We start from the raw sequence: 19,613 nt of genomic DNA, 5'->3' as shown, positions 1-19,613 counted from the left end.
ATACTCTGGCAGTGGCAACGGCATAATGACACTGGGCCCGTGCCCGATGGCCGTGCCCGGTTCAACGCCACACCTGGTTTTTTGCCAGGTTCGGCACCACCGACTGCGAACGACTGAGAGGGCATCCACATGGACCCGCGCCTCCGAGCCGACGAAGCACTTGCTCGCGCGCGGGCACGCGGCGCGTTCGTCGTCACACCGGACAACGCCACGTCACCGATGGACGCGGCGAACACCGTGCGGATCCCGCGCGACATCGTCAACAGCGCGGGCGCGGACACCGACACGAACATGCTGCCCGCCGCAGGTCAGCAGATGCAGGCGCAGCAGCCGCCGCAGTTCCCGACCGCCGACCCGCACACCGGGTGGCCGACCGAGGACTACGGGCAGCCGCAGCAGCACGGCATGCCGCCCAACCCGTACCAGTCGCAGCGCGGCCCGAACGAGTTCGGACCGCTCGGGTCGCAGCCCACCCAGCAGTACCCGCAGCAGTACTAGGCGATCAGCGCGCCTGGATCTTGGCGCGCGCGGTCAGGCCGAGCTTCAGCGCGAGGCGCAGCGGCGCCCACTTCAGGCCCTGGTACCGGTCGGCGAGGTAGCGGTAGGCGGAGCGGTGGTGCTCGGTGAGCATCCGCTTGGACACCTGCGAGGTCGAGGCACCGCCGATGTGCATGATCTCGGCGTCCGGCACGTAGACGTTGAGCCAGCCGGCCTTGCCCAGCCGGTCTCCGAGGTCGACGTCCTCGAAGTACATGAAGTAGCGCGGGTCGAACCCGTCGATGGAGTCGAACGCCTCGCGCCGCATCAGCAGGCACGATCCCGACAGCCACCCGGCGGTGCGCTCACCGCTGCCGGAATCCGACTGGCGGTAGGCGCGCGACCACGGGTTGCCGGGCCAGATCTTGACGAACAGCGCGTGCCCGACGCCGCGGCCGATCGACGGCAGCAGCCGGGCCGACGGGTAGACCTCGCCGGTGGGCTCGGTGATCAGCGGGCCGAAAGCACCACCGCGCGGCCAGCGCCCGGCCGCCGCGATCAGCTCGTCGAGGGACCCCGCGCCCCACTCCAGGTCGGGGTTGGCGATGACCACCCAGCCGTACTCCGGACCGAGCGCGGCGACGCCGCGGTTGGCTCCCCCGCCGTACCCGAGGTTGCCGCCGGTCGGCACGAATTCGACGTTCGCGTGCTGCTGCGCGGCCTGCTGCGGCGCGCCGTCCTGCGAACCGTTGTCGGCGAGGATCACGCGGACCGGGCGCTCGGTGGCCTTGTCCAGCGTGTCGATGAAGCGCTGCAACGTTTCGCCGGGCGAGTAGGTCACGGTGACGACGGCGAGTTCGTCGCCGTAGGTGCGCGCGTTGGTCACGCCGTCACATTCTGCTGCAACGCGGTCGCCGCCGGGTCAGCGGGTGCTGGCGTGGTGGGCGCGGGCGTAGGCCTCGCGGTGCTGGGTCGCGCAGGCGCCCCAGGTGAACTCCTTGGCCCGCAGCTGCGCGGCGGCGGCCAGGGCTGAGCGGCGAGCCGGGTCGTCGAGGAGTTCGCGCAGGCCGGCGGCGATGTCGGTGGGCCGGACGCCGCAGTAGGCGACGGCGTCACCGCCCACCTCCGGCAGGCTCAGCCTGCGGGTGGTCAGCACCGGTGCACCGCAGGCCATCGCTTCCAGGACCGGCAGTCCGAAGCCCTCGCCGAGGCTCGGGTAGGCCACCAGCCGCGCACCGCCGAGGAATCCGGCGAGCTCGCGGAACGGCAGGTACCCGGCCCTGATCACCCGGATCCGGTGCGGCACCGATTCCAGCGCTCGCTCGACCTTGGTGTCCCAGCCGGGCTGCCCGGCGAGCACCAGCGCGGGGGCCTCGTCGCGGCGTCCCCGGCAGGCCTGGGTGAAGGCCCGGATGAGCGCGGGGACGTTCTTGCGCGGTTCGAGGGCACCGAGGAACGCGACGTAGGGCTGGTCGAAGAGGTTCAGGCGGTCGCGGACGACCTCGATCTCCTCGGGCGTCGGCGGGTGGAACCGGTCCGGGTCGACGCCGTGGTAGCTGACCGCCATGCGGTTGCGGTCCGCTCCGACGGTGCGCGCGAGCTCGGCGGCGGTGGCCTGGCTGGGCACCACGCAGATCTCGGCGCGGCGCAGCGCGGCCCGCGTCCACGCCCGGAAGAAGCGGGCCTTGACCGGCGAGTGCACGCGGCGGTTGGTGAAGAACGTGGCGTCGTGCAGGGTCACCACCGACGCGGCGGGGTTGGCCAGCGGCGTCGTGTAGTGCGGCGAGTGCAGCACGTCGACGCCGAGCCTGTTGACCAGCACCGGCAGCGTTGTCTGCTCCCACGTCAACCGCGCCGTGCGGGTCGCGACCGCCTCGGCGGCCGGGACGATCCGCGAGTTCGGCGCGAGAGTCGCGTAGAGAGCGGCGTCGCGCGGCTGGCACACCACGGTGACCCGCGCGCCGTCCGAATCCAGGGCGGCGAGCAGGGAATCGACGTACCGCCCGACGCCGCCTCGGTCCGCGGGGACCGCGGTGGCGTCGATCAGAATGTGCGGTTCACCTCTGTGCACCAGGAAAGAGTACGGCGAAGGTTCACGGCTTCGTGCCCAGTACGTGAAAAACGTGGGAGCGAGAGGCGGCCGCTGTGAGCAAGGGAACCTTTCGGTCACCGTTCGCCGGCTCGCAACCTGATCGTCGGTCCGGGTGGGAGGAGGGGAACCTTTCAGCCACCGACGAGGTCGCGGTGCAGTTCCCAGATGTCGAGGGCCGCTCGTTCCCAGGTGAACTCCGCCGCCCTGCGGCGTCCTGCGGCGGCGAGGTCGGTTCTGCGCTGCGGGTCGTCGGCGATGCGGCGCAACGCGGCCGCCATCGCGGGCGGGTCGGCTCGGGGGACTTCCGCTCCCGCGCCGCCGGCGACCTCCGACAGGGCTGGGGCGTCGGAGTGGACGACGGGGAGGCCGAGCGCCATCGCTTCGATCAGCGGCAGGCCGAAGCCCTCGGCGAGGCTCGGCGCGACCAGGGCCGTGGCGCCGCGCAGCAGCGCGGAGAGCTCGCCGTCGGTGACGTCGGTGAGCACGCGCAGGCGGCGGTACCCGGTCTCGGCCGCGAGCGCCGGCAGGTCGAGGTCTCCCCAGCCGGGGCGGCCGACGATCAGCAGCGGGATGTCGGGAGCGTTCGGTTCGGCGAGGGCGCGGATGAGGTGCTGGTAGCCCTTGCGCGGCTCGATGGTGCCGATGGCCAGCAGGTACTCCGGCGGGAGGTCGAGTCGGGTGGCGGGCGCGGGTTCGGCCAGCAGCGCGGGGGTCACGCCCTCCGGGACCACCCGGGGTTCGGAGGTGAGCGGAACTCGACCGGCCAGGTCTTCGGCGACGGCGCGGGTGGGCACCACCAGGGCGTCCGCGTGACCGGCGGCTCGGGTGATCGTGCGCCGGTGCCAGGCGACTCCGCGCGGGGTGAGGGTGTCCGGGTGGGTCCAGGGGACGGTGTCGTGCACGGTGACGACCAGGCCGCGCCCGCGTCGGCGGGGCGGGGCGAGCGGTGTCATCGCGTGGACGGTGTCGCCGCCGGGCCACAGCGGCACGCCGCGTTCCCACGCGGCGATCAGCGCGCGTCGCGGCAGCGGCAGCACGCGGGGTCCCGCGACGCCGGGGACGCGGGCCTCCTCGGGATCGCCGCTGCGGCTGATCGCGCTGCTCACCGTCCAGCCGTCGGGTGCGGTGGTGGCGAGGGCGCGCAGCAGTTCCCGGGTGTAGCGGCCGGTGCCGCCGGGGACCGGGGCCAGCAGCTGCTCGGCGATGGCAACCAGCTCGGGCACGCGCTCAGCTTCGCACGCGCTGGAAACCCGCCGATGCGTGACGCTAGGTTTCCCCGGTGACATCAGACGGGGTGCGCACCACGGTCATCGTGATCACGTGGCGCGGCCGGGCCCACATCGACGCCTGCCTGGAAGCGCTGGACGCGCAGTCGCGTCCGCACCGGACGCTGGTGGTGGACAACGCCTCCGACGACGGCACGGCCGAACTGCTCGCCGCCCGTCCCGAGATCGAGGTGCTGCGGCTGCCCCGCAACGTCGGCTACGCGGGCGGCCTGGCCGCCGCGCTGCCCGAGGTGGACACGCCCTTCGTCGCCTGGCTCAACGACGACGCCGCCCCGTCCGCGGACTGGCTGGAGGTGGTGGAGGGGAACCTTTCTGCCACCCCGACGGCCGCGGCGGCCACGTCCGTGCTGCGGACGCCGGACGGCGGTGTGCAGTCGACGGGGGTGCGGCTGACCGCTGACGGGCACGGCGCGGACGCCACCGGGACCGGCGCGGTCTTCGGGTTCTGCGGCGGGGCGGCGTTGCTGCGCACCGACGTGCTGCGCGAGGCGGGAGGGGTTCCGGCCGACTTCTTCTGCTACTACGAGGACACCGACACCGCGTGGCGGCTGCGGCTGGCGGGTTTCGACGTGGTGGGCACGGAGGCGACCGCCACGCACCTGCACGGGGCCAGCACCCGGCCCGGTTCGGCGCTGTTCCACCGCTGGAACGAGGGGAACCGCCTGCTCACCCTGCTGCGCTGCGCGCCCGCAGGGGTCGCGGTCCGCGAAGTGGCGAGGTTCGCGGCCCTCACGCTGCTCCTGCCGTGGCGCGATCTGCCCCATCGCCCGCCGAACCTGCGGGCCGGTCTGCGGCTGCGGGTGTTGGTGAAGGTCTCCTCGCTGCTGCCCGCGACGCTGCGCGCCCGTCGCCGGATCGGCCGGATGGCGCGGGTTTCCCGCCGCGAGGTGTGGGAGGCCTGGGCGGGCCGGTGAGCGGACGTCAGTGCTGTGCAAGGCGGTTGTAAGCGGCCTGCACACACTTCGGGGGCATGACTACGACTGGAGTTCACCAGCGTTCGATCGCCATCGTGGGGATGTCCTGCCGGCTTCCCGGGGCGACCGATCCCGACGGGCTGTGGGAGCTTTTGCGCGGCGGCGTCGACGCGACCGCGCGCACCCCCGCTGACCGCTACGACGCGGCGGCCCTGCGTTCGTCCGGGCCCGGCGGTCTCGCCGGTTGCCGGGCCGGGTTCGTCGACGGAATAGCCGATTTCGACGCCGACTTCTTCGGCATGTCCGCGGCCGAGGCCACCGCGCTCGATCCTCAGCAGCGGCTGCTGCTGATGTGCGCGTGGGAGGCGTTCGAGGACGCCGGAATCGTCCCGGAGCGGTTGCGCGGATCCCGAACCGGCGTGTTCGTGGGCAACTCCCGGGCCGATTTCCTCGAATCCGCCCTCCAGCAGGGCCTTTCCTCCGCCACGGCGACGCAGCTGGGAAACGTTCGCTCACTGCTGCCGGCGAGGCTGTCCCACTTCTTCGACCTGCGCGGTCCGAGCGTCGTGGTCGACACCGCGTGCTCGTCGGCGTTGACAGCGGTGCACCAGGCGGTGCAGAGCCTGCGGTCCGGGGAGATCCCGGCGGCGGTGGTCGCGGGGGTGAACCTGCCGCTGCGGCCCGACGAGGCCGTGATGATGTCGCACGCCGGGGCCATGTCGGCGGACGGTCGCAGCCGGTTCGGCAGCGCCGACGCCGACGGTCACGCGCCTTCCGACGCGATCGCGGTGGTGGTGCTCAAGCCGTGGGAAGCGGCGCTGGCCGACGGGGATCGGGTGCGCGCGGTGATCGCCGGCAGCGCGGTGGGCAACGACGGTCGCAGCAGCGACTCGGTGCTCAACCCGTCGCTGGACGGGCAGCTGGACGTGCTGCGCTGGGCCTACCGGGACGCGCGCGTGGATCCTTCGGAGGTGGACTTCGTGGAGGCGCACGGGTCCGGTTCCCCGCTGCTGGATCCGCTGGAGCTGACCGCGCTGGGCCGGTTCATGGGAACCTCCCGATCACCGGACCGGCCGCTGCTGGTCGGCTCGGCGAAGTCCAACCTCGGGCACGCCGAAGCCGCAGGCGGTCTGGTCGGGCTGATCAAGGCCGCGTTGTGCCTGGAGAACGGCGAGGTGCCCGCGAGCCTGCACGCCGGGCTTCCGCGCACCGACGTGGATTGGTCGGGCCTGTCGATCCCGCAGGTGCTCACCGACATCCCCTCGCGCGCGATCGCGGGGGTGTCCGCGCAGGGGTCGTCGGCGCTCAACGCGCACGTGGTGCTGCGCAGCGCCGAGCACGAGCCGCGCACGCCGGACGACGGGACGTGCTGGCCGCTGGTGCTGTCCGCGCGCACTCCGGAGGCGCTGGCGGATCTGACCCGCGCCTACGTCGAGCACCTGTCGGGTTCGGGCGCGGAGTTCCCGGTGCGCGACATCTGCCGCAGCGCGGCGTTGCGCCGCACCCGCTTCGAGCACCGCGCGGTGGCGATCGGTGCGACGCACCGGGAGCTCGTCGAGTCGCTGACGACCGACAGCACGCCGGAGCTGGACCGGTTCCTCGGTTCCGAATCGGTGGACCGGGACGGGCTGTTCGGGCCTGGACGTCACGTGCCGCTGCCGACGTACCCATGGCAGACGCGCCGCTTCTGGCCGGGCGACGAGCCGGCCGGTGATGATCCCGCGGAGTGGTTGCTGGGCAAGCACGCGCGCACCGCGTTCGACCAGGATTCCGCGCTGGCCGACATCGGCATCGATTCGCTGGCGAAGCTGCAACTGCTGGTGGAGGTGCAGCAGCGCACCGGGCGCGAGGTCGATCCGGAGGAGCTGGCGGCGCTGCGCACCGTGCGGGACCTGTGCCGCTGGGCGAGAGATCTGACGGAGGTTCGGCGATGAACGTCCTCACGTGGTTCGAGCGCGCCGCCGCCCAGTTCCCCGACGAGGCGGCGCTGGAGGTCGACGGGGCGAGCCTGACGTACGCGGAGCTGCGCGAAATGGTCGAGCGGCTGGCGGCGCGCCTGCACGGCGCCGGTGCCCCGCAGCGGGTCGGGTTGCTGGCGAACCGCTCGGTGCTCGCCTGCGCCGGCTACCTGGCGGTGCTGCGCGCCGGTGCGACGGTGGTGCCCTTGAACCCGCAGCACCCGCCGGAGCGCATCCGCGAACTGGTGGCCCAGACCGGTGTCGAGCTGCTGCTCACCGAGGAGTCCGGGGCTCGGGGTGAGTGGAATGTTCCCGTGCTGCGCGCCGGGACGGACGAGCCCTTCGGGCGGGCGCGGGAGGTGCCCATCGGTCCCGACGACATCGCCTACGTCATCTGCACGTCGGGGTCGACGGGGACGCCGAAGGCGGTTCCGATCTCGCACGGCAACCTCGACGCGTACCTGACGGAGGTCGCCGCGCGGTACGGGATCGGGCCGGGCAGCCGGGTTTCGGGGAACTTCGAGCTGACCTTCGACGGTTCGGTGCACGACATGTTCGTCACCCTCGGCCAGGGCGGGACGCTGGTGGTGCCGCGCGCGGGAGCGTTGCTGTCACCGGTGCGCGCGGTCAACGCGCTGCGGTTGACGCACTGGTTCTCGGTGCCGTCGCTGATCACCTTCGCGGAACGGCTGGGCACGCTGCGTCCGGGGGCGATGCCGACGTTGCGGTGCAGCATCTTCGGCGGTGAGGCCGTGCCGATGGAGGCGCTGCGGAGCTGGAAGCGCGCGGCGCCGAACAGCGATGTCGAGGTGCTCTACGGGCCGACGGAGCTGACGATCGCCTGCACCGGGCACCGGTTGCCGCGCGAGGTGTCGGAGTGGCCGAGCACGCCGAACGGGGTCGCTCCGATCGGCGAGTGCTTCCCCTCGCTGGAGTTCCGGGTGCTGGATCCCACCGGCAGGCCGGCGGCGCGCGGCGAGCTGTGCGTGCGCGGGCCTCAGCGGTTCGCGGGTTACCTCGATCCCGCCGACGACGCGGGACGTTTCGCGCCGGGCGGCTGGTACCGGACCGGGGATCTGGTGACGGTCGCCGACGGTGTGCTGCTGCACCTGGGGCGCACCGATCAGCAGGTGAAGGTGCGCGGGCATCGCATCGAGCTCGGCGAGATCGAGGCCGCGTTGCGCGCGCTGCCGGGGGTGAGGGACGCGATCGTGCTGGCGGTGCCGACCGAGGGCGAACCGGAGTTGGCGGCGGCCGTCGGGGGCGACTGCGTTCCCGACGCGCTGCAGGCGGGTCTGCGGGACCGGCTGCCGTCGTACATGCTGCCGCGCCGGATCACGGTGCTGGACCGACTTCCGCTCAACGCCAACGGCAAGCTCGACCGCCGGGCGCTGCGTTCCGAACTAGAGCTGTGAGGCGATGATGTTCGACGCGATCGTCGTGGGTGCCCGCTGCGCGGGTTCGCCCACCGCAATGCTGTTGGCCCGCGCGGGTCACCGGGTGCTGCTGCTGGAGCGCGGGACGTTCCCCTCGGACACCGTGTCCACCCACGTCATCCACCAGCCGGGCGTGGCCGCGCTGGCGCGGTGGGGGTTGTTGGACGAGTTGCGCGCCACCGGCTGTCCGCCGCTGCGGCACGCCCGCTACCAGGTCGCCGACGCACGGCTGGCCGGGTGCGGGCGGGGCGTGGCCGGCCAGCGCGCGGGGTACGCGCCGCGCCGCTTCGTGCTGGACGAGCTGCTGGCGCGGTCGGCCGTGGCGGCGGGCGCGGAGTTGCGGGAGAAGTGCCGGGTCACCGGGTTGCTGCGGGACGACAGCGGCCGGGTGGTGGGGGTGCGCGGTGAGCACCGGGGCGTGGAGTTCACCGAGCGCGCGTCGCTGGTGATCGGCGCGGACGGGATGCGCTCGTCGGTGGCCGCGCACGCCAATGCGGGGTTCACGACCTGGGACGAGCGGTTGACCTGCGCCTACTACTCGTACTGGACGGGTGTGCCCGCGGATCTGGAGATCTACGAGTCGCCGGGCAGTTGGGTGGCGGCCACGCCCACGCACGGGCACGCGACGCTGGTGCTGACCTACTTCCCGCAGTCGCGGTTCCGCTCGGTGCGCGCCGACGCGCAGCGAGCCCACCTCGACCGCGTCCGGGAGACCGCACCTGAGCTGCGCGAGCGCTTGCAGGGCGGGGAGCAGGTGGAGCGGTTGCGGGGGTCGGGTGATCAGCAGAACTTCTTCCGCGAGGCGGCCGGTCCGGGGTGGGTGCTGGTGGGCGATGCCGGTCACCACAAGGACTCGATCACCGCACGCGGGATCAGCGACGCGTTCACCCAGGCCGAGTCGCTGGCCAGGCACATCAGCGGATTCCTCGATTCGCCGACGAGGCTGGACGCGGCGTTGCGGGGGTTCGCGGCCGAGCGCGACAGCACCTTGGCCCCGGGGTACGCGGCGACGCTGTCGGTGGCGCGGATGACGCCGCCGAACGAGCAGCGGCTGGCGCTGCTGCGCGCGATCCAGCAGGACGAGGAGCTGACGTCGATCTACTTCGACGCCTTCGCCGGCGCCGCCGACATCACGGCGCTGTACACCCCGAGGCTCCGGGAGCTGCTCAGCCGGGGACCGAGGTGAGGGCAGGGGCGGTTCTTGGCCCGAACCGTTGATCGATGTCCGATATGCCCGGACAGTTCGGACCAGAACCGCCCCTCGGCGAGGCGCGAACGGCCGCCGAGGCAGGTCATGGCGACCGAATTGACCGAACACCTGGGCGGCCCGGACTCGCGATGGTGCAGGCTTGGGGCGTGGTCGAAGCGAACCTTCCCGTCGTCTCCGTGATCGTCGTGAACTACCGCGGCGCGGACGACACCATCACCTGCCTGCGCGCGGTGCGCGACGAGCTGGACTACCCGGCCGACAAGCTGGAGGTGCTGTGCGTCGACAACGCCTCCGGTGACGGCTCCGCGCAGCGCATCCGCGAGGCCGTGCCCGAGGTGCGGTTGATCGAGTCGGCGAGCAACACCGGTTTCGCCGGTGGCTGCAACCTGGCCGCGCGCGAGGCGACCGGGCAGGTGCTGGCGTTCCTCAACAACGACGCCCGACCGGACCGCAGCTGGGCGCGGGCGGCCGTGGAGGTGCTGCGGGCGGAGCCGACCGTGGGCGCGGTGGCCGGCAAGGTCCTGGACTGGGACGGCGAGCGCGTCGACTTCGTCGACGGAGGCCTCACCTGGTTCGGCATGGGCTACAAGCGGCACGCCGGTGAGCTCGACGACGGTTCGCACGACGCGCCCCGCGACGTGCTGTTCGGCACCGGCTCGGCGCTGTTCGTGCGGGCCGAGCTGTTCGCGGCGCTGGACGGTTTCGACGAGCGCTTCTTCATGTTCTACGAGGACGTGGACCTGGGCTGGCGGCTGAACCTGCGCGGCTGGCGGGTCCGCTACGAGCCGAGGTCGCTGACCTTCCACCGCCACCACGCGTCGATGGCCGAGGTGTCCTCCGCCCGCGAGCACTACCTGCTGGAGCGCAACGCGCTGGCCGCGCTGTACAAGAACGTCTCCGACGAGACCCTCGCCAAGGCGCTGCCGGCGGCGATGGCGCTGGCGGTGCGGCGGGCCACGGCGCGCGGCGAGATCGACCCGACGCAGCTGGAGATCACGCGCCGCGGCGAGACCGAGGACGACTCCCCGGTGCCGATCGACCGCTCCGCGCTGGCGGGGATGCTGGCCATCGACCAGTTCGTGGAGCTGCTTCCGTCGCTGAAGCTCTCCCGCGAGCAGGAGCAGCGGGCGCGGGTGCGCACCGACGCCGACCTGCTGCCGCTGATGCGCAAGGCGATGGAGCCCGCCTACCCGCTCCCCCGCTACCTGGCCGCGCACGAGGCGCTGGTGGAGGCGTTCGAGCTGGACGAGGTGTTCGGCCGGCCGCGCAAGATCGTGGTGATCACCGGCGACGCGGTCACCGAGCGGATGGCCGGTCCGGCGATCCGCGCCTGGCACATGTCCGAGGTGCTGGCCGCCGAGCACCGGGTCCGGCTGGTCAGCGTCAACGCCCGGGTGGATCCGCCGGAGTCGGAGTTCGAGGTGCTGGCCGCCAAGCCGCGCGAGCTGGGCGAGCACGTCGAGTGGGCCGACATCGTGGTGCTGCAGGGGCACGTCCTGGAGATGGTGCCCGCGCTCAAGCGCGTGGACTCCACCAAGATCGTGGTCTGCGACGTCTACGACCCGATGCACCTGGAACTGCTGGAGCAGGGCCGCGATTCCGACGACGAGCGCCGCGCGAAGGACCTCGCCGGTGTCACCAAGGTGCTCAACACCCAACTGGAGCGCGGCGACTTCTTCCTGTGCGCCTCGGAGCGCCAGCGGCACTTCTGGCTCGGGCATCTGGCCTCGCTGGGCCGGTTGACGCCGGGGCTCTACGACAACGACCCGACCGTGCGGTCGCTGCTGTCGGTGGTTCCGTTCGGGTTGCCGTCGGTGGCTCCGCGTCGCACCGCGCCCGCGATCAAGGGCACCAGGCCGGGCATCTCGGCCGACGACAAGGTCGTGCTGTGGGCGGGTGGCGTCTACAGCTGGTTCGACCCGCTGACCCTGCTGCGCGCGATCGACCTGCTGGCGCAGCGGCGGAGCGACGTGCGGTTGTTCTTCCTGGGCATGAAGCACCCGAACCCGGACGTTCCGGAGATGGGCATGGCCGGGCAGACCCGGGCGCTGTCGCAGCGGCTCGGCCTGACCGACAAGTTCGTGTTCTTCAACGAGACCTGGGTTCCCTACCAGGAGCGGCAGAACTTCCTGCTGGACGCCGATTGCGGTGTCACCACGCACTTCGAGCACGTGGAGACGACCTTCGCGTTCCGCACGAGGGTGCTGGACTACCTGTGGTCGGGGCTGCCGGTGATCACCACCGACGGTGATTCGTTCGCGGACCTGGTGCGCAGCGAGGGCATCGGCGTCGTGGTGCCCGCCGAGGAGCCCGAGGCGCTCGCCGACGCGCTGGAGAAGGTCCTCTACGACGCGGAGTTCGCCGCCGAGTGCCGTCGCCGGATCGAGCCGGTGCGGGAGCGCTTCACCTGGGAGGCGGTGCTCTCGCCGCTGACGTCGTTCTGCCGCGATCCGCGTCCGGCCGCCGACCGGCTCACCGCTGCCGCGCCGCTGGTGCGCACCGCGCAGCCGGGACGGGTGGAGACGGTGCGCCGGGATCTGTCGCTGCTGCGGGAGTACCTCGACGCCGGTGGTCCCGCCGAGGTCGCCAAGCGCGCGACCGGCCGGTTGCGGCGCATCGCCGGGGAACGGCTCCGTGGCCGCTGACCTGCGGGTTCTGCTGGACGCCACACCGCTGCTGGGGCCGCGCACCGGCATCGGCCGCTACACGGCGTCGCTGGTGGCGGCGCTGGCGTCCGATGTGGACGTCCGGTTGATCGGCTTCAGCACCCGGGGGTGGCGCCGGTTGCGCACCGAGGCGCCGGCCGGAACGCACGTGGTGGGGCCGCCGATTCCGGCTCGTGCGCTGCGGATGTTGTGGCGGGGTGGGCGTTTCCCACCGGTGGAGCTGCTGTCCGGGGCCGTCGACGTGGTGCACGGGACGAACTTCGTGCTGCCCCCGTCGGTGCGCGCGGCGGGTGTGGTGACGGTGCACGACCTGGCGTTCCTGGACGACCCTTCGCTGGCCGACGAGGATCTGCCCGCGCTGGTGCGGCTTTCGGCGCAGCGGGCCCGCGTGGTGTGCACGCCGACGGCGGCGATGGCCGGCCGGGTCGCGGAGCGCCTGGACGTCTCGCCGGAGAAGCTCGCGGTCACGCCCTTGGGGGTCGATCCCGAGTGGTTCTCGGCGGCACCGGCCTCAGGTGATCGGATTCCTCCCGAGTACCTGCTGTTCGTCGGCGCGGAGGGCCCGCGCAAGGGCCTCGACGTGCTGCGGCCGGCGCTCGCTCCGGACCTCCCGCCGCTGGTCATCGCGGGCCCGGGGGCGGCGGGCGAGGTCGACGGGGTGATCCGCACCGGCTATCTCTCCGACGAGGAGTTGCGCGGCCTGGTGGCCGGGGCGAGCGCGCTGGTGCTGCCGTCGCGCGACGAGGGCTTCGGGTTGCCGGTGCTGGAGGCGCTGGCGTGCGGCGTGCCCGTGGTGTGCTCGGACCTTCCCGCGCTGCGCGAGGTCGCCGGTGCGCACGCGGTCTTCGCACCGGCCGAGGACCCGGCCGCGCTGCGCGAGGCGTTGCGCCGCGCGCTGGCCGCTCCCCCGGATGCCGAAGCCGGTCGCGCGCACGCGAAGAGCTTCAGCTGGGAGCACTGCGCGAGCCGGACCCATGCCGCCTACCTGCGCGCCGCGGCGTAGGGAACCTTCCGCTCATCCGCGGTGGCGGAACGCTTCCCCGCTGGTGGTGAAGGCCTCCTTCAGCGCGTCCCGCCAAGGCCGCAGCGGTGTCAGACCCGCGTCCTTCCAGGCGTTCTCGGACAGCACCGAGTAGGCCGGGCGCGGGGTTCTGGTCGGGTAGTCGGCGCTGCCGCAGGGGTTCACCCGGTTCGGATCGAGGCCCAGTTCGGTGAAGATGGCGCGGGCGAACTCGAACCAGCTCGTGGACCCGGTGTTGGTGCAGTGCAGCACCCGCTGCTGCGGTCCGGTGCCCGCGGCGACGGGTTCGGCGAGTTCCAGCAGGCCGCGAGCGAGGTCCGCCGCCCAGGTGGGCGAGCCGATCTGGTCGTCCACGACGGACAGTTCCTCGCGCTGGGCCGCCAGCCTGGCCATGGTCTTGACGAAGTTGCCGCCGTGCGCGCCGTAGACCCAGGCGGTGCGCACGATCCACGCGCTCGCACCGGATTCCAGCACCGCCCGCTCGCCTTCGAGCTTGGTGCGGCCGTAGACGGTGCGCGGCCCGGTCTCGTCGCCCGGCTCGTAGGGGCGGTCGGCGTCGCCGGGGAAGACGTAGTCGGTGGACACGTGCAGCAGCGGCAGTCCGCCGTCCCGGCACGCCTCCGCCAGCGCGGCAGGCCCGGCGACGTTGACCCGTTGCGCCCCTTCGGGATCGGACTCGGCCGCGTCCACCGCGGTGTAGGCGGCGGTGTTGATCACGACCGGGCGAAGTTCGGCGTCGCGGGCGGCCTGGGCGAACGAGGCGACGGCGTCGCGCGCGGATTCGGGGTCGGTGATGTCGAGCTCGGCCGATCCCGGTGCGTGCACCAGGTTCTCGCGCCGGGCGTCGAGGACGGCCGACAGCTCGGAGCCGACCTGACCCTTGCCGCCCGGGACGAGCACCGCCAGCCGGGTCATCGGGCCACCGCCGCGCGCTCCTTCAGCGGTTCCCACCACGACCGGTTCTCCCGGTACCAGGCGATGGTGTCGCGCAGCCCTGTCTCGAAGTCGATCTGCGGGGCGTAGCCGAGCTCGGCGATCTTGGCGTGGTCGACCGAGTAGCGGCGATCGTGGCCCTTGCGGTCCTCGACGGGTTCGACCATCGAGAAGTCCAGCCCGAACTCGGCGAGCAGCCGTTCGGTCAGCTCCCGGTTGGTCAGCTCGGTGCCGCCGCCGATGTTGTAGATCTCGCCCGGCGTCCCGGACTCGGCGACGAGCTGGATGCCTCGGCAGTGATCGCCGACGTGCAGCCAGTCGCGCACGTTCATGCCGTCGCCGTAGAGGGGAACCTTGCGCCCGTCCATCAGGTTCGTGATGAACAGCGGCAGCACCTTCTCCGGGAACTGGTACGGGCCGTAGTTGTTCGAGCACCGCGTGATGCACACCGGCAGACCATGCGTGCGGTGGTAGGCGCGCGCCAGCAGGTCGGAGCCCGCTTTGGCCGCCGAATAAGGAGAATTGGGCTCGAGTAGATGATCTTCTGGCCACGAACCGGTCTCGATCGAGCCGTAGACCTCGTCGGTGGAGACGTGGACGAACTTGCCCACACCGGCCTCCAGCGCGGCCTGCAGCAGCGCGTTGGTCCCCACCACGTTGGTCACCACGAAGGCGTCGGAGCCGGTGATGGAGCGGTCCACGTGGGTCTCCGCGGCGAAGTGCACCACCACGTCGACGCTGGTCATGACCTCGCCGAGCAGGTCGCGGTCGCAGATGTCGCCGCGCACGAACCGCAGCCGAGGATCATCGGCCACCTCTGCCAGGTTCGCCTCGTTGCCCGCGTAGGTCAGCTTGTCCAGCACGATCACTTCGGCACCGCTGAAGGCCGGATAAGCCCCGCTGAGCAGCTGCCTGACGTAGTGCGAGCCGATGAAGCCGGCCCCACCGGTGACCAGAATCCGCATTCCGCCTCTTCCTCGTCCTGCGCGGGCAGTAGGCGCACGGCCCGCGATGGGCAGTCTGACATGCGCCGATGCTCGACCCCATCGACTCCCAAGTTACGTACCGTCACGGACGGGGTTCACCCTTATGAGTGAGATCACCAGATCTCGAGGGACCCGTCATGGTTCGAGTGGATCACCGTTAGCCTTCTTCGAGAAGTCGGGCAATATCACTCGTGTAGGTGTAACGCTCGCCCCCGCAGCCCCCAAGGAGGAATCGCGTGGACGACCGGCCGAGGCGGCCCGGGAGCCCTGATGGGCGGCCCGGAAGAGGTGTTCCGCCACGTGGCCCCGGAGGCGGACCGGCCCGCTCCGGCGCTCCTGCCGGCCGACCGCAGGGTGCTCGTCGCACCGGTGCGGCAGGCGCTGCGAAGACCGGCTCCGCGGGTGCTGCGAGGAGCAGCGCAGCGACTGCTCAGAGTAAGGCTGCGGCGAGGCAATCCGCTCGAACCGGTGACGCCGACCTTCATCCCGACGATGTCTGGAGCCGAGGCGGCTTCTGGCAGCGCAAGACCACCCGCAACGGCGCCCGCACCCTCACCGCCCTGCTGTCGGTGATCGTCCTGTGCATCACCGGCTTCGCCTGGGCGATGTTCCGGCCGGGAGCGGGCGGCACCGGCACCGCCGACGTCATCGGCAACGGGTTCAGCGCCCCCGACGGCGCCACCGACATCCTGCTGATCGGCAACGACAGCCGCACCGACGCGCAGGGCAACCCGCTGCCCAAGCAGATCCTGCAGGAGCTGCACACCACGCAGGAGGGCGGCGACCTCACCGACGCCATGATCCTGGTGCGCATCCCCAACGGCGGTCACAGCGCCAGCGCCATGTCCTTCCCCCGGGACACCATGGTCAACAGCGGCACCGGCGAGGACAAGCACAAGCTCACCGAGACCATGAACCGCGGCAAGGACGCCGAACGCGCCAAGCTGCAGGACGAAGGGGTCACCGACCCCAAGGAGCTCGACGAGAAGTCGCGGCTGGCCGGCAAGCAGGCGCTGCTGGAGACCATAGAGAAGCTCACCGGCGTCAGCATCGACCACTACGCCGAGGTCAACCTGCTCGGGTTCTACGAGATCACCAAGGCCGTCGGCGGCGTCGAGGTCTGCCTCAACGACGCCACCAAGGACAGCTACTCCGGCGCCAACTTCAAGAAGGGCGTGCAGACGATCCAGGGCGCCGACGCGCTCGCCTTCGTCCGGCAGCGCCACGGCCTGCTCAACGAGCTCTCCCGCGGCAAGCGCCAGCAGGTGTTCATGTCCGCGCTCGCCCACCGGATCCTGTCCTCCGGCACCCTGGCCAACCCGGCGAAGCTCAGCGCGCTGATCGACGCGATCAACAAGTCGGTCACCCTCGACCCGGCCCTGGCGAGCGACATCCTCGGCTTCGCCGAGCAGATGCAGGGCATCGCCAGCGGCAACGTGCAGTTCTACAGCGCTCCGGTGCACCTGGTCGGCGAGTCCGGCCAGGAGGACGTCACGCTCAACATCGCCGAGAGCAAGCAGTTCGCGGCCGACCTGCTCCTGCCCCCGCAGCAGCGCGCGCAGAAGCTGGCGACCCTGAAGTCCCCGACCAAGATCACCACCAGCGTCTACAACGCCTCCGGGATCAGCGGGCTGGCCGCCAACGTGCTGGAGGAGCTGACCAGTCAGGGATTCCAGGAAGGCAGCAGCTCCAACTCCGAGACCCGCAGCTCCTCGGTCGTCTACTACGCCAACGGCGAGCAGGACGTCGGCAAGATGGTCGCCGAGTCCCTCGGCGGCCTGCCCACCGAGGTCAGCCCCAACCTGACCGCGGGCAGCGTCGAGGTCTACATCGGCAAGGACTACAAGGGCCCCGGCAAGTCGAACTTCACCGGCGCCCCCACCCTCCGCCTCGACGGCCTGAACAAGGCCGCACCGCTGCGCACGCAGGCAGACACCGGGAACAGCCCCATCACCGCGGACGGGGTCCCCTGCATCGACTGAGGTGCGTGGGAACTTCCCTGTCACCGCCGAAACCGCCCAGCAGCGTGGGAGCTTTCCTGTCACCAGCAGATGACAGGAAAGCTCCCACGCTTGTGCTGTGAGGGGCTGGATCCACCCGACCGCGCTTCCCTCGTGCGGCCGGCCCTGCGCCGGGCCAGGGCCTGAATCGCAATTGATCCCGCTCACGTCATTTCGCGCCTCGTGCACGCTGATCCGGAATCGCGCTTGAAATATGGGGGACAACCCCTAGGTGATTCCCCCGGAAGCCGCGCGAGCAATTGACCCGATCTTCCCCGCGGTCAACGAACCAGCAGGTCAGAGACTCGCTCACACTCTTTTTCAGCGCGAAGCAACCGAGACGGGGGCGGCACGTCTTACGAAGCAAAAGCGGGTGAGAAAAGCCCGGTAGCACCCTGGGGGAAGGACCCAATCATGCTGAAGCGAATTCGCACCGTCGGTGCCGCGACCGCCCTTCTCGGCGGAACCCTGCTGATCGCCGGGTGCAGCGGCCAGGCCGCGACGAACTCGCCGGCCGGGTTGTCCCACTCCGGTCCGCAGGCCGTCAACGCCGCCGGCGTCGGCACCCCGCAGGGCGATGACGTCTCCGCGTCCCAGTGCTCGGCGACGGACTTCCAGATCAAGCTGCAGGCCCAGCCCAACCCGAACCAGTACCTGCTGACCATGACCAACACCTCGGACAAGGCCTGCGCGCTCGGCGGCTGGGTGAACCTGACCCCCACCAACATGGCGAACGAGCCGATCGAGGAGGTTCCCAGCGAGAACGTCGAGATCCCGGGCGGACCGCAGGACATCACCCTCGAGCCGGGCCGGACCGCTTTCGCCGGCGTCCACGCCGAACTGGGCGACAAGGGCGACTCGAACACCTACGTCACCAGCGGTTTCGTCGCCAGCCCCGCGGACATGAGCGGCTCGGTCAACGCCCCGGTCAACGGCCTGAACAACGAGCCGGTCACCGAGATCCCGCTGAAGAGCCTGCAGGTCGGCACCCTCCAGCCCTCGGCCCAGGGCGTCCTGTTCTGACCCGCGCAACTCCAGCCCGAAGCCCGCGCCGCACCGGCGCGGGCTTCGCCGCGTCCAGGGCTCCCTTCGCGACGTGAGCGAAAAGTTCCCCTCCTCGCGCCTCAGGGCCTCCTCTCGCGAAGTGAGCGGAAAGTTCCCCTACTCCTGACCGAAAAGCTCCCCTCACGAGGTGAGAGAAAGGTCCCCTTCCTCGTGCCCCTGGGCCCCTTCATCAAGTGAGCGGAAAGTTCCCTTCCTCCCGACCGAGGGCTTCCCCACGCGGAGTGAGCGGAAAGTTCCCTTCCTCGCAACCCAGACGTTCCCCTCGCGACGTGATCGAAAGGTTCCCCTCCTCCGGCTTTTGAGCATGATCCTCCGCGGTTTACTGTGAATCATCTACACAAACCCAGGGGGAGGGCTCGGTGGACGAACCGGATCAGGGGCATGAGCTCCCCGAGCCGGACGGCCCCGAAGTCGTTTCGTCCGGCCGGTCCCGCTCAGCGGCGCGGATCGCGGGACGCAGCGTGGTGGCATTCGCGTCGGTCGTCGTGCTGGGGCTCAGCGCCGTCGGCTGGTTCGTCATCGACCGGCTCAGCGAGGTCAGCTCGGCGAAGGTGCTCGCCGAGGTGCCGCACGCTCCTCCGCCCGACGACGGGGCCACCGATGTGCTGCTGGTCGGCAGCGACAGCCGCACGGACGCGCAGGGCAATCCGCTGCCGCTGAAGGTCCTCAAGCAGTTGCGGACCGAGGCCACCGGCGGGCTCAACACCGACAGCCTGGTGCTCATCCGCGTCCCGCACAGCGGGGCCGCTCCGACCGCGGTGTCCATCCCGCGCGACACCTACACCGAGACGCCCTCCGGCAGCCCCGACAAGATCAACTCGGTGTACGGGCTCACCAAGAAGGCCGCCGCCGAGGAGCTGGAGGGCCAGAACCTGCCCGCCGTCGAGGTCGAGCACCGCTCGAAGGTCGCTGGGCAGCGCGCGCTGGTGCAGACCGTGCAGACGCTCACCGGCATGCGCATCGACCACTACGCCGAGATCAACCTGCTCGGGTTCTTCGAGCTCACCGACGCCGTCGGCGGTGTCGAGGTGTGCCTCAACCACGCGACCAGCGACAAGGACTCCGGGGCCGACTTCAGCGCCGGGCGGCACACCGTCACCGGCGGCGACGCGCTGTCGTTCGTCCGCCAGCGGCACGGCCTGCCGCGCGGCGACCTGGACCGCATCGTGCGCCAGCAGGTGTTCATGGCGGCGTTGGCGAACAAGGTGCTCTCGACCGGCACGCTCACCGATCCAGCGATGGTCAACGACCTGACCGCGGCCACCCAGCGCACGGTCGAGCTCGACGAGGACTGGGACGCGCTGGGTTTCGTGCAGCAGATGCAGCAGATCGCCGCGGGGCGGGTCAACTTCGTGACGATGCCGGTGCTCAGCGCGGGCGCGCGCGATGAGCGGGGCCAGAGCATCGTCTCCATCGACCGCGCGGCCGTGCAGCAGTTCTTCACCGGCCTGTCCGCCAACGCGCCCGGCCTGGCCCCGAAACCGGGCCTGCGCCTGGACGGGACCGCCCGGCAACGACCGATCACCTCCGACGGCGACGTTCCCTGCGTGAACTAGCCGGTTAGGCTGC

Annotated in this window: 15 protein-coding genes; 10 read left to right on the top strand and 5 right to left on the bottom strand. The window is 71.4% G+C overall.

What is annotated here, in order from left to right:
• Nucleotides 1-129: 129 nt before the first annotated feature.
• Nucleotides 130-498, top strand: coding sequence for a hypothetical protein (locus tag KBO27_RS14435; protein WP_210970512.1), 369 nt, complete (start codon nucleotides 130-132; stop codon nucleotides 496-498).
• A gap of 4 nt (nucleotides 499-502) precedes the next feature.
• Here KBO27_RS14435 and KBO27_RS14430 read toward each other — a convergent pair whose 3' ends face one another.
• The 3 genes from KBO27_RS14430 to KBO27_RS14420 form a co-directional block, all read right to left on the bottom strand.
• Nucleotides 503-1,363 carry a glycosyltransferase family 2 protein gene (locus KBO27_RS14430; RefSeq protein ID WP_132672472.1) on the bottom strand — a complete coding sequence of 287 codons (861 nt, stop codon included), beginning with the start codon at nucleotides 1,361-1,363 and terminating at the stop codon, nucleotides 503-505.
• A gap of 36 nt (nucleotides 1,364-1,399) precedes the next feature.
• Nucleotides 1,400-2,527 carry a glycosyltransferase family 4 protein gene (locus KBO27_RS14425; RefSeq protein ID WP_210970692.1) on the bottom strand — a complete coding sequence of 376 codons (1,128 nt, stop codon included), beginning with the start codon at nucleotides 2,525-2,527 and terminating at the stop codon, nucleotides 1,400-1,402.
• Between the two features lie 173 nt (nucleotides 2,528-2,700).
• Nucleotides 2,701-3,792, bottom strand: a complete 1,092-nt coding sequence (locus KBO27_RS14420; RefSeq protein WP_307870415.1) for a glycosyltransferase family 4 protein — start codon at nucleotides 3,790-3,792, stop codon at nucleotides 2,701-2,703.
• Between the two features lie 56 nt (nucleotides 3,793-3,848).
• Between KBO27_RS14420 and KBO27_RS14415 the strand changes: the two genes are divergently transcribed.
• From KBO27_RS14415 to KBO27_RS14390, 6 genes are all read left to right on the top strand, one after another.
• Nucleotides 3,849-4,769, top strand: a complete 921-nt coding sequence (locus KBO27_RS14415) for a glycosyltransferase family 2 protein (protein ID WP_307870414.1) — start codon at nucleotides 3,849-3,851, stop codon at nucleotides 4,767-4,769.
• A 56-nt stretch (nucleotides 4,770-4,825) separates the two neighbouring features.
• Nucleotides 4,826-6,703, top strand: coding sequence for a beta-ketoacyl synthase N-terminal-like domain-containing protein (locus tag KBO27_RS14410; protein WP_210970510.1), 1,878 nt, complete (start codon nucleotides 4,826-4,828; stop codon nucleotides 6,701-6,703).
• On the top strand, nucleotides 6,700-8,142 hold the full coding sequence (locus KBO27_RS14405) for an AMP-binding protein (protein ID WP_210970509.1): 1,443 nt from the start codon (nucleotides 6,700-6,702) through the stop codon (nucleotides 8,140-8,142). Before KBO27_RS14410 ends, KBO27_RS14405 begins: the two co-directional genes overlap by 4 nt.
• Nucleotides 8,143-8,146: 4 nt before the next feature.
• Complete coding sequence (locus KBO27_RS14400) at nucleotides 8,147-9,349, top strand: NAD(P)/FAD-dependent oxidoreductase (RefSeq protein ID WP_246537257.1); 1,203 nt, start codon at nucleotides 8,147-8,149, stop codon at nucleotides 9,347-9,349.
• A 152-nt stretch (nucleotides 9,350-9,501) separates the two neighbouring features.
• On the top strand, nucleotides 9,502-12,018 hold the full coding sequence (locus KBO27_RS14395; protein WP_210970508.1) for a glycosyltransferase: 2,517 nt from the start codon (nucleotides 9,502-9,504) through the stop codon (nucleotides 12,016-12,018).
• Nucleotides 12,008-13,042: a glycosyltransferase family 4 protein gene (locus KBO27_RS14390; RefSeq protein WP_210970507.1), complete on the top strand. Its 1,035-nt coding sequence runs from the start codon at nucleotides 12,008-12,010 to the stop codon at nucleotides 13,040-13,042. The genes KBO27_RS14395 and KBO27_RS14390 overlap by 11 nt, the downstream gene beginning before the upstream one ends.
• 12 nt (nucleotides 13,043-13,054) lie before the next feature.
• Here KBO27_RS14390 and rfbD read toward each other — a convergent pair whose 3' ends face one another.
• Entirely contained in the window at nucleotides 13,055-13,975 is a 921-nt protein-coding gene (gene rfbD, locus KBO27_RS14385) for a dTDP-4-dehydrorhamnose reductase (protein ID WP_210970506.1), read from the bottom strand.
• Nucleotides 13,972-14,958 carry a dTDP-glucose 4,6-dehydratase gene (rfbB, locus tag KBO27_RS14380; protein WP_132672481.1) on the bottom strand — a complete coding sequence of 329 codons (987 nt, stop codon included), beginning with the start codon at nucleotides 14,956-14,958 and terminating at the stop codon, nucleotides 13,972-13,974. The genes rfbD and rfbB overlap by 4 nt, the downstream gene beginning before the upstream one ends.
• Before the next feature lie 590 nt (nucleotides 14,959-15,548).
• Between rfbB and KBO27_RS14375 the strand changes: the two genes are divergently transcribed.
• The 3 genes from KBO27_RS14375 to KBO27_RS14365 all read left to right on the top strand — a co-directional run bounded on the left by KBO27_RS14375 (nucleotide 15,549) and on the right by KBO27_RS14365 (nucleotide 19,600).
• Nucleotides 15,549-16,961 carry an LCP family protein gene (locus KBO27_RS14375; RefSeq protein ID WP_307870412.1) on the top strand — a complete coding sequence of 471 codons (1,413 nt, stop codon included), beginning with the start codon at nucleotides 15,549-15,551 and terminating at the stop codon, nucleotides 16,959-16,961.
• Nucleotides 16,962-17,393: 432 nt separating this feature from the next.
• Nucleotides 17,394-18,002, top strand: a complete 609-nt coding sequence (locus KBO27_RS14370) for a DUF4232 domain-containing protein (RefSeq protein ID WP_210970505.1) — start codon at nucleotides 17,394-17,396, stop codon at nucleotides 18,000-18,002.
• Between the two features lie 401 nt (nucleotides 18,003-18,403).
• A complete protein-coding gene (locus KBO27_RS14365) occupies nucleotides 18,404-19,600 on the top strand; it encodes an LCP family protein (RefSeq protein WP_210970504.1) in 1,197 nt (398 codons plus the stop codon).
• The last annotated feature ends 13 nt before the right edge of the window (nucleotides 19,601-19,613 follow it).

This window comes from Saccharopolyspora endophytica, from assembly GCF_018070075.1.
Taxonomy (GTDB): domain Bacteria; phylum Actinomycetota; class Actinomycetes; order Mycobacteriales; family Pseudonocardiaceae; genus Saccharopolyspora; species Saccharopolyspora endophytica.
The sequence above is the reverse complement of the archived record's forward strand: the minus strand, read 5'-3'. Positions and strand labels throughout refer to the sequence as shown.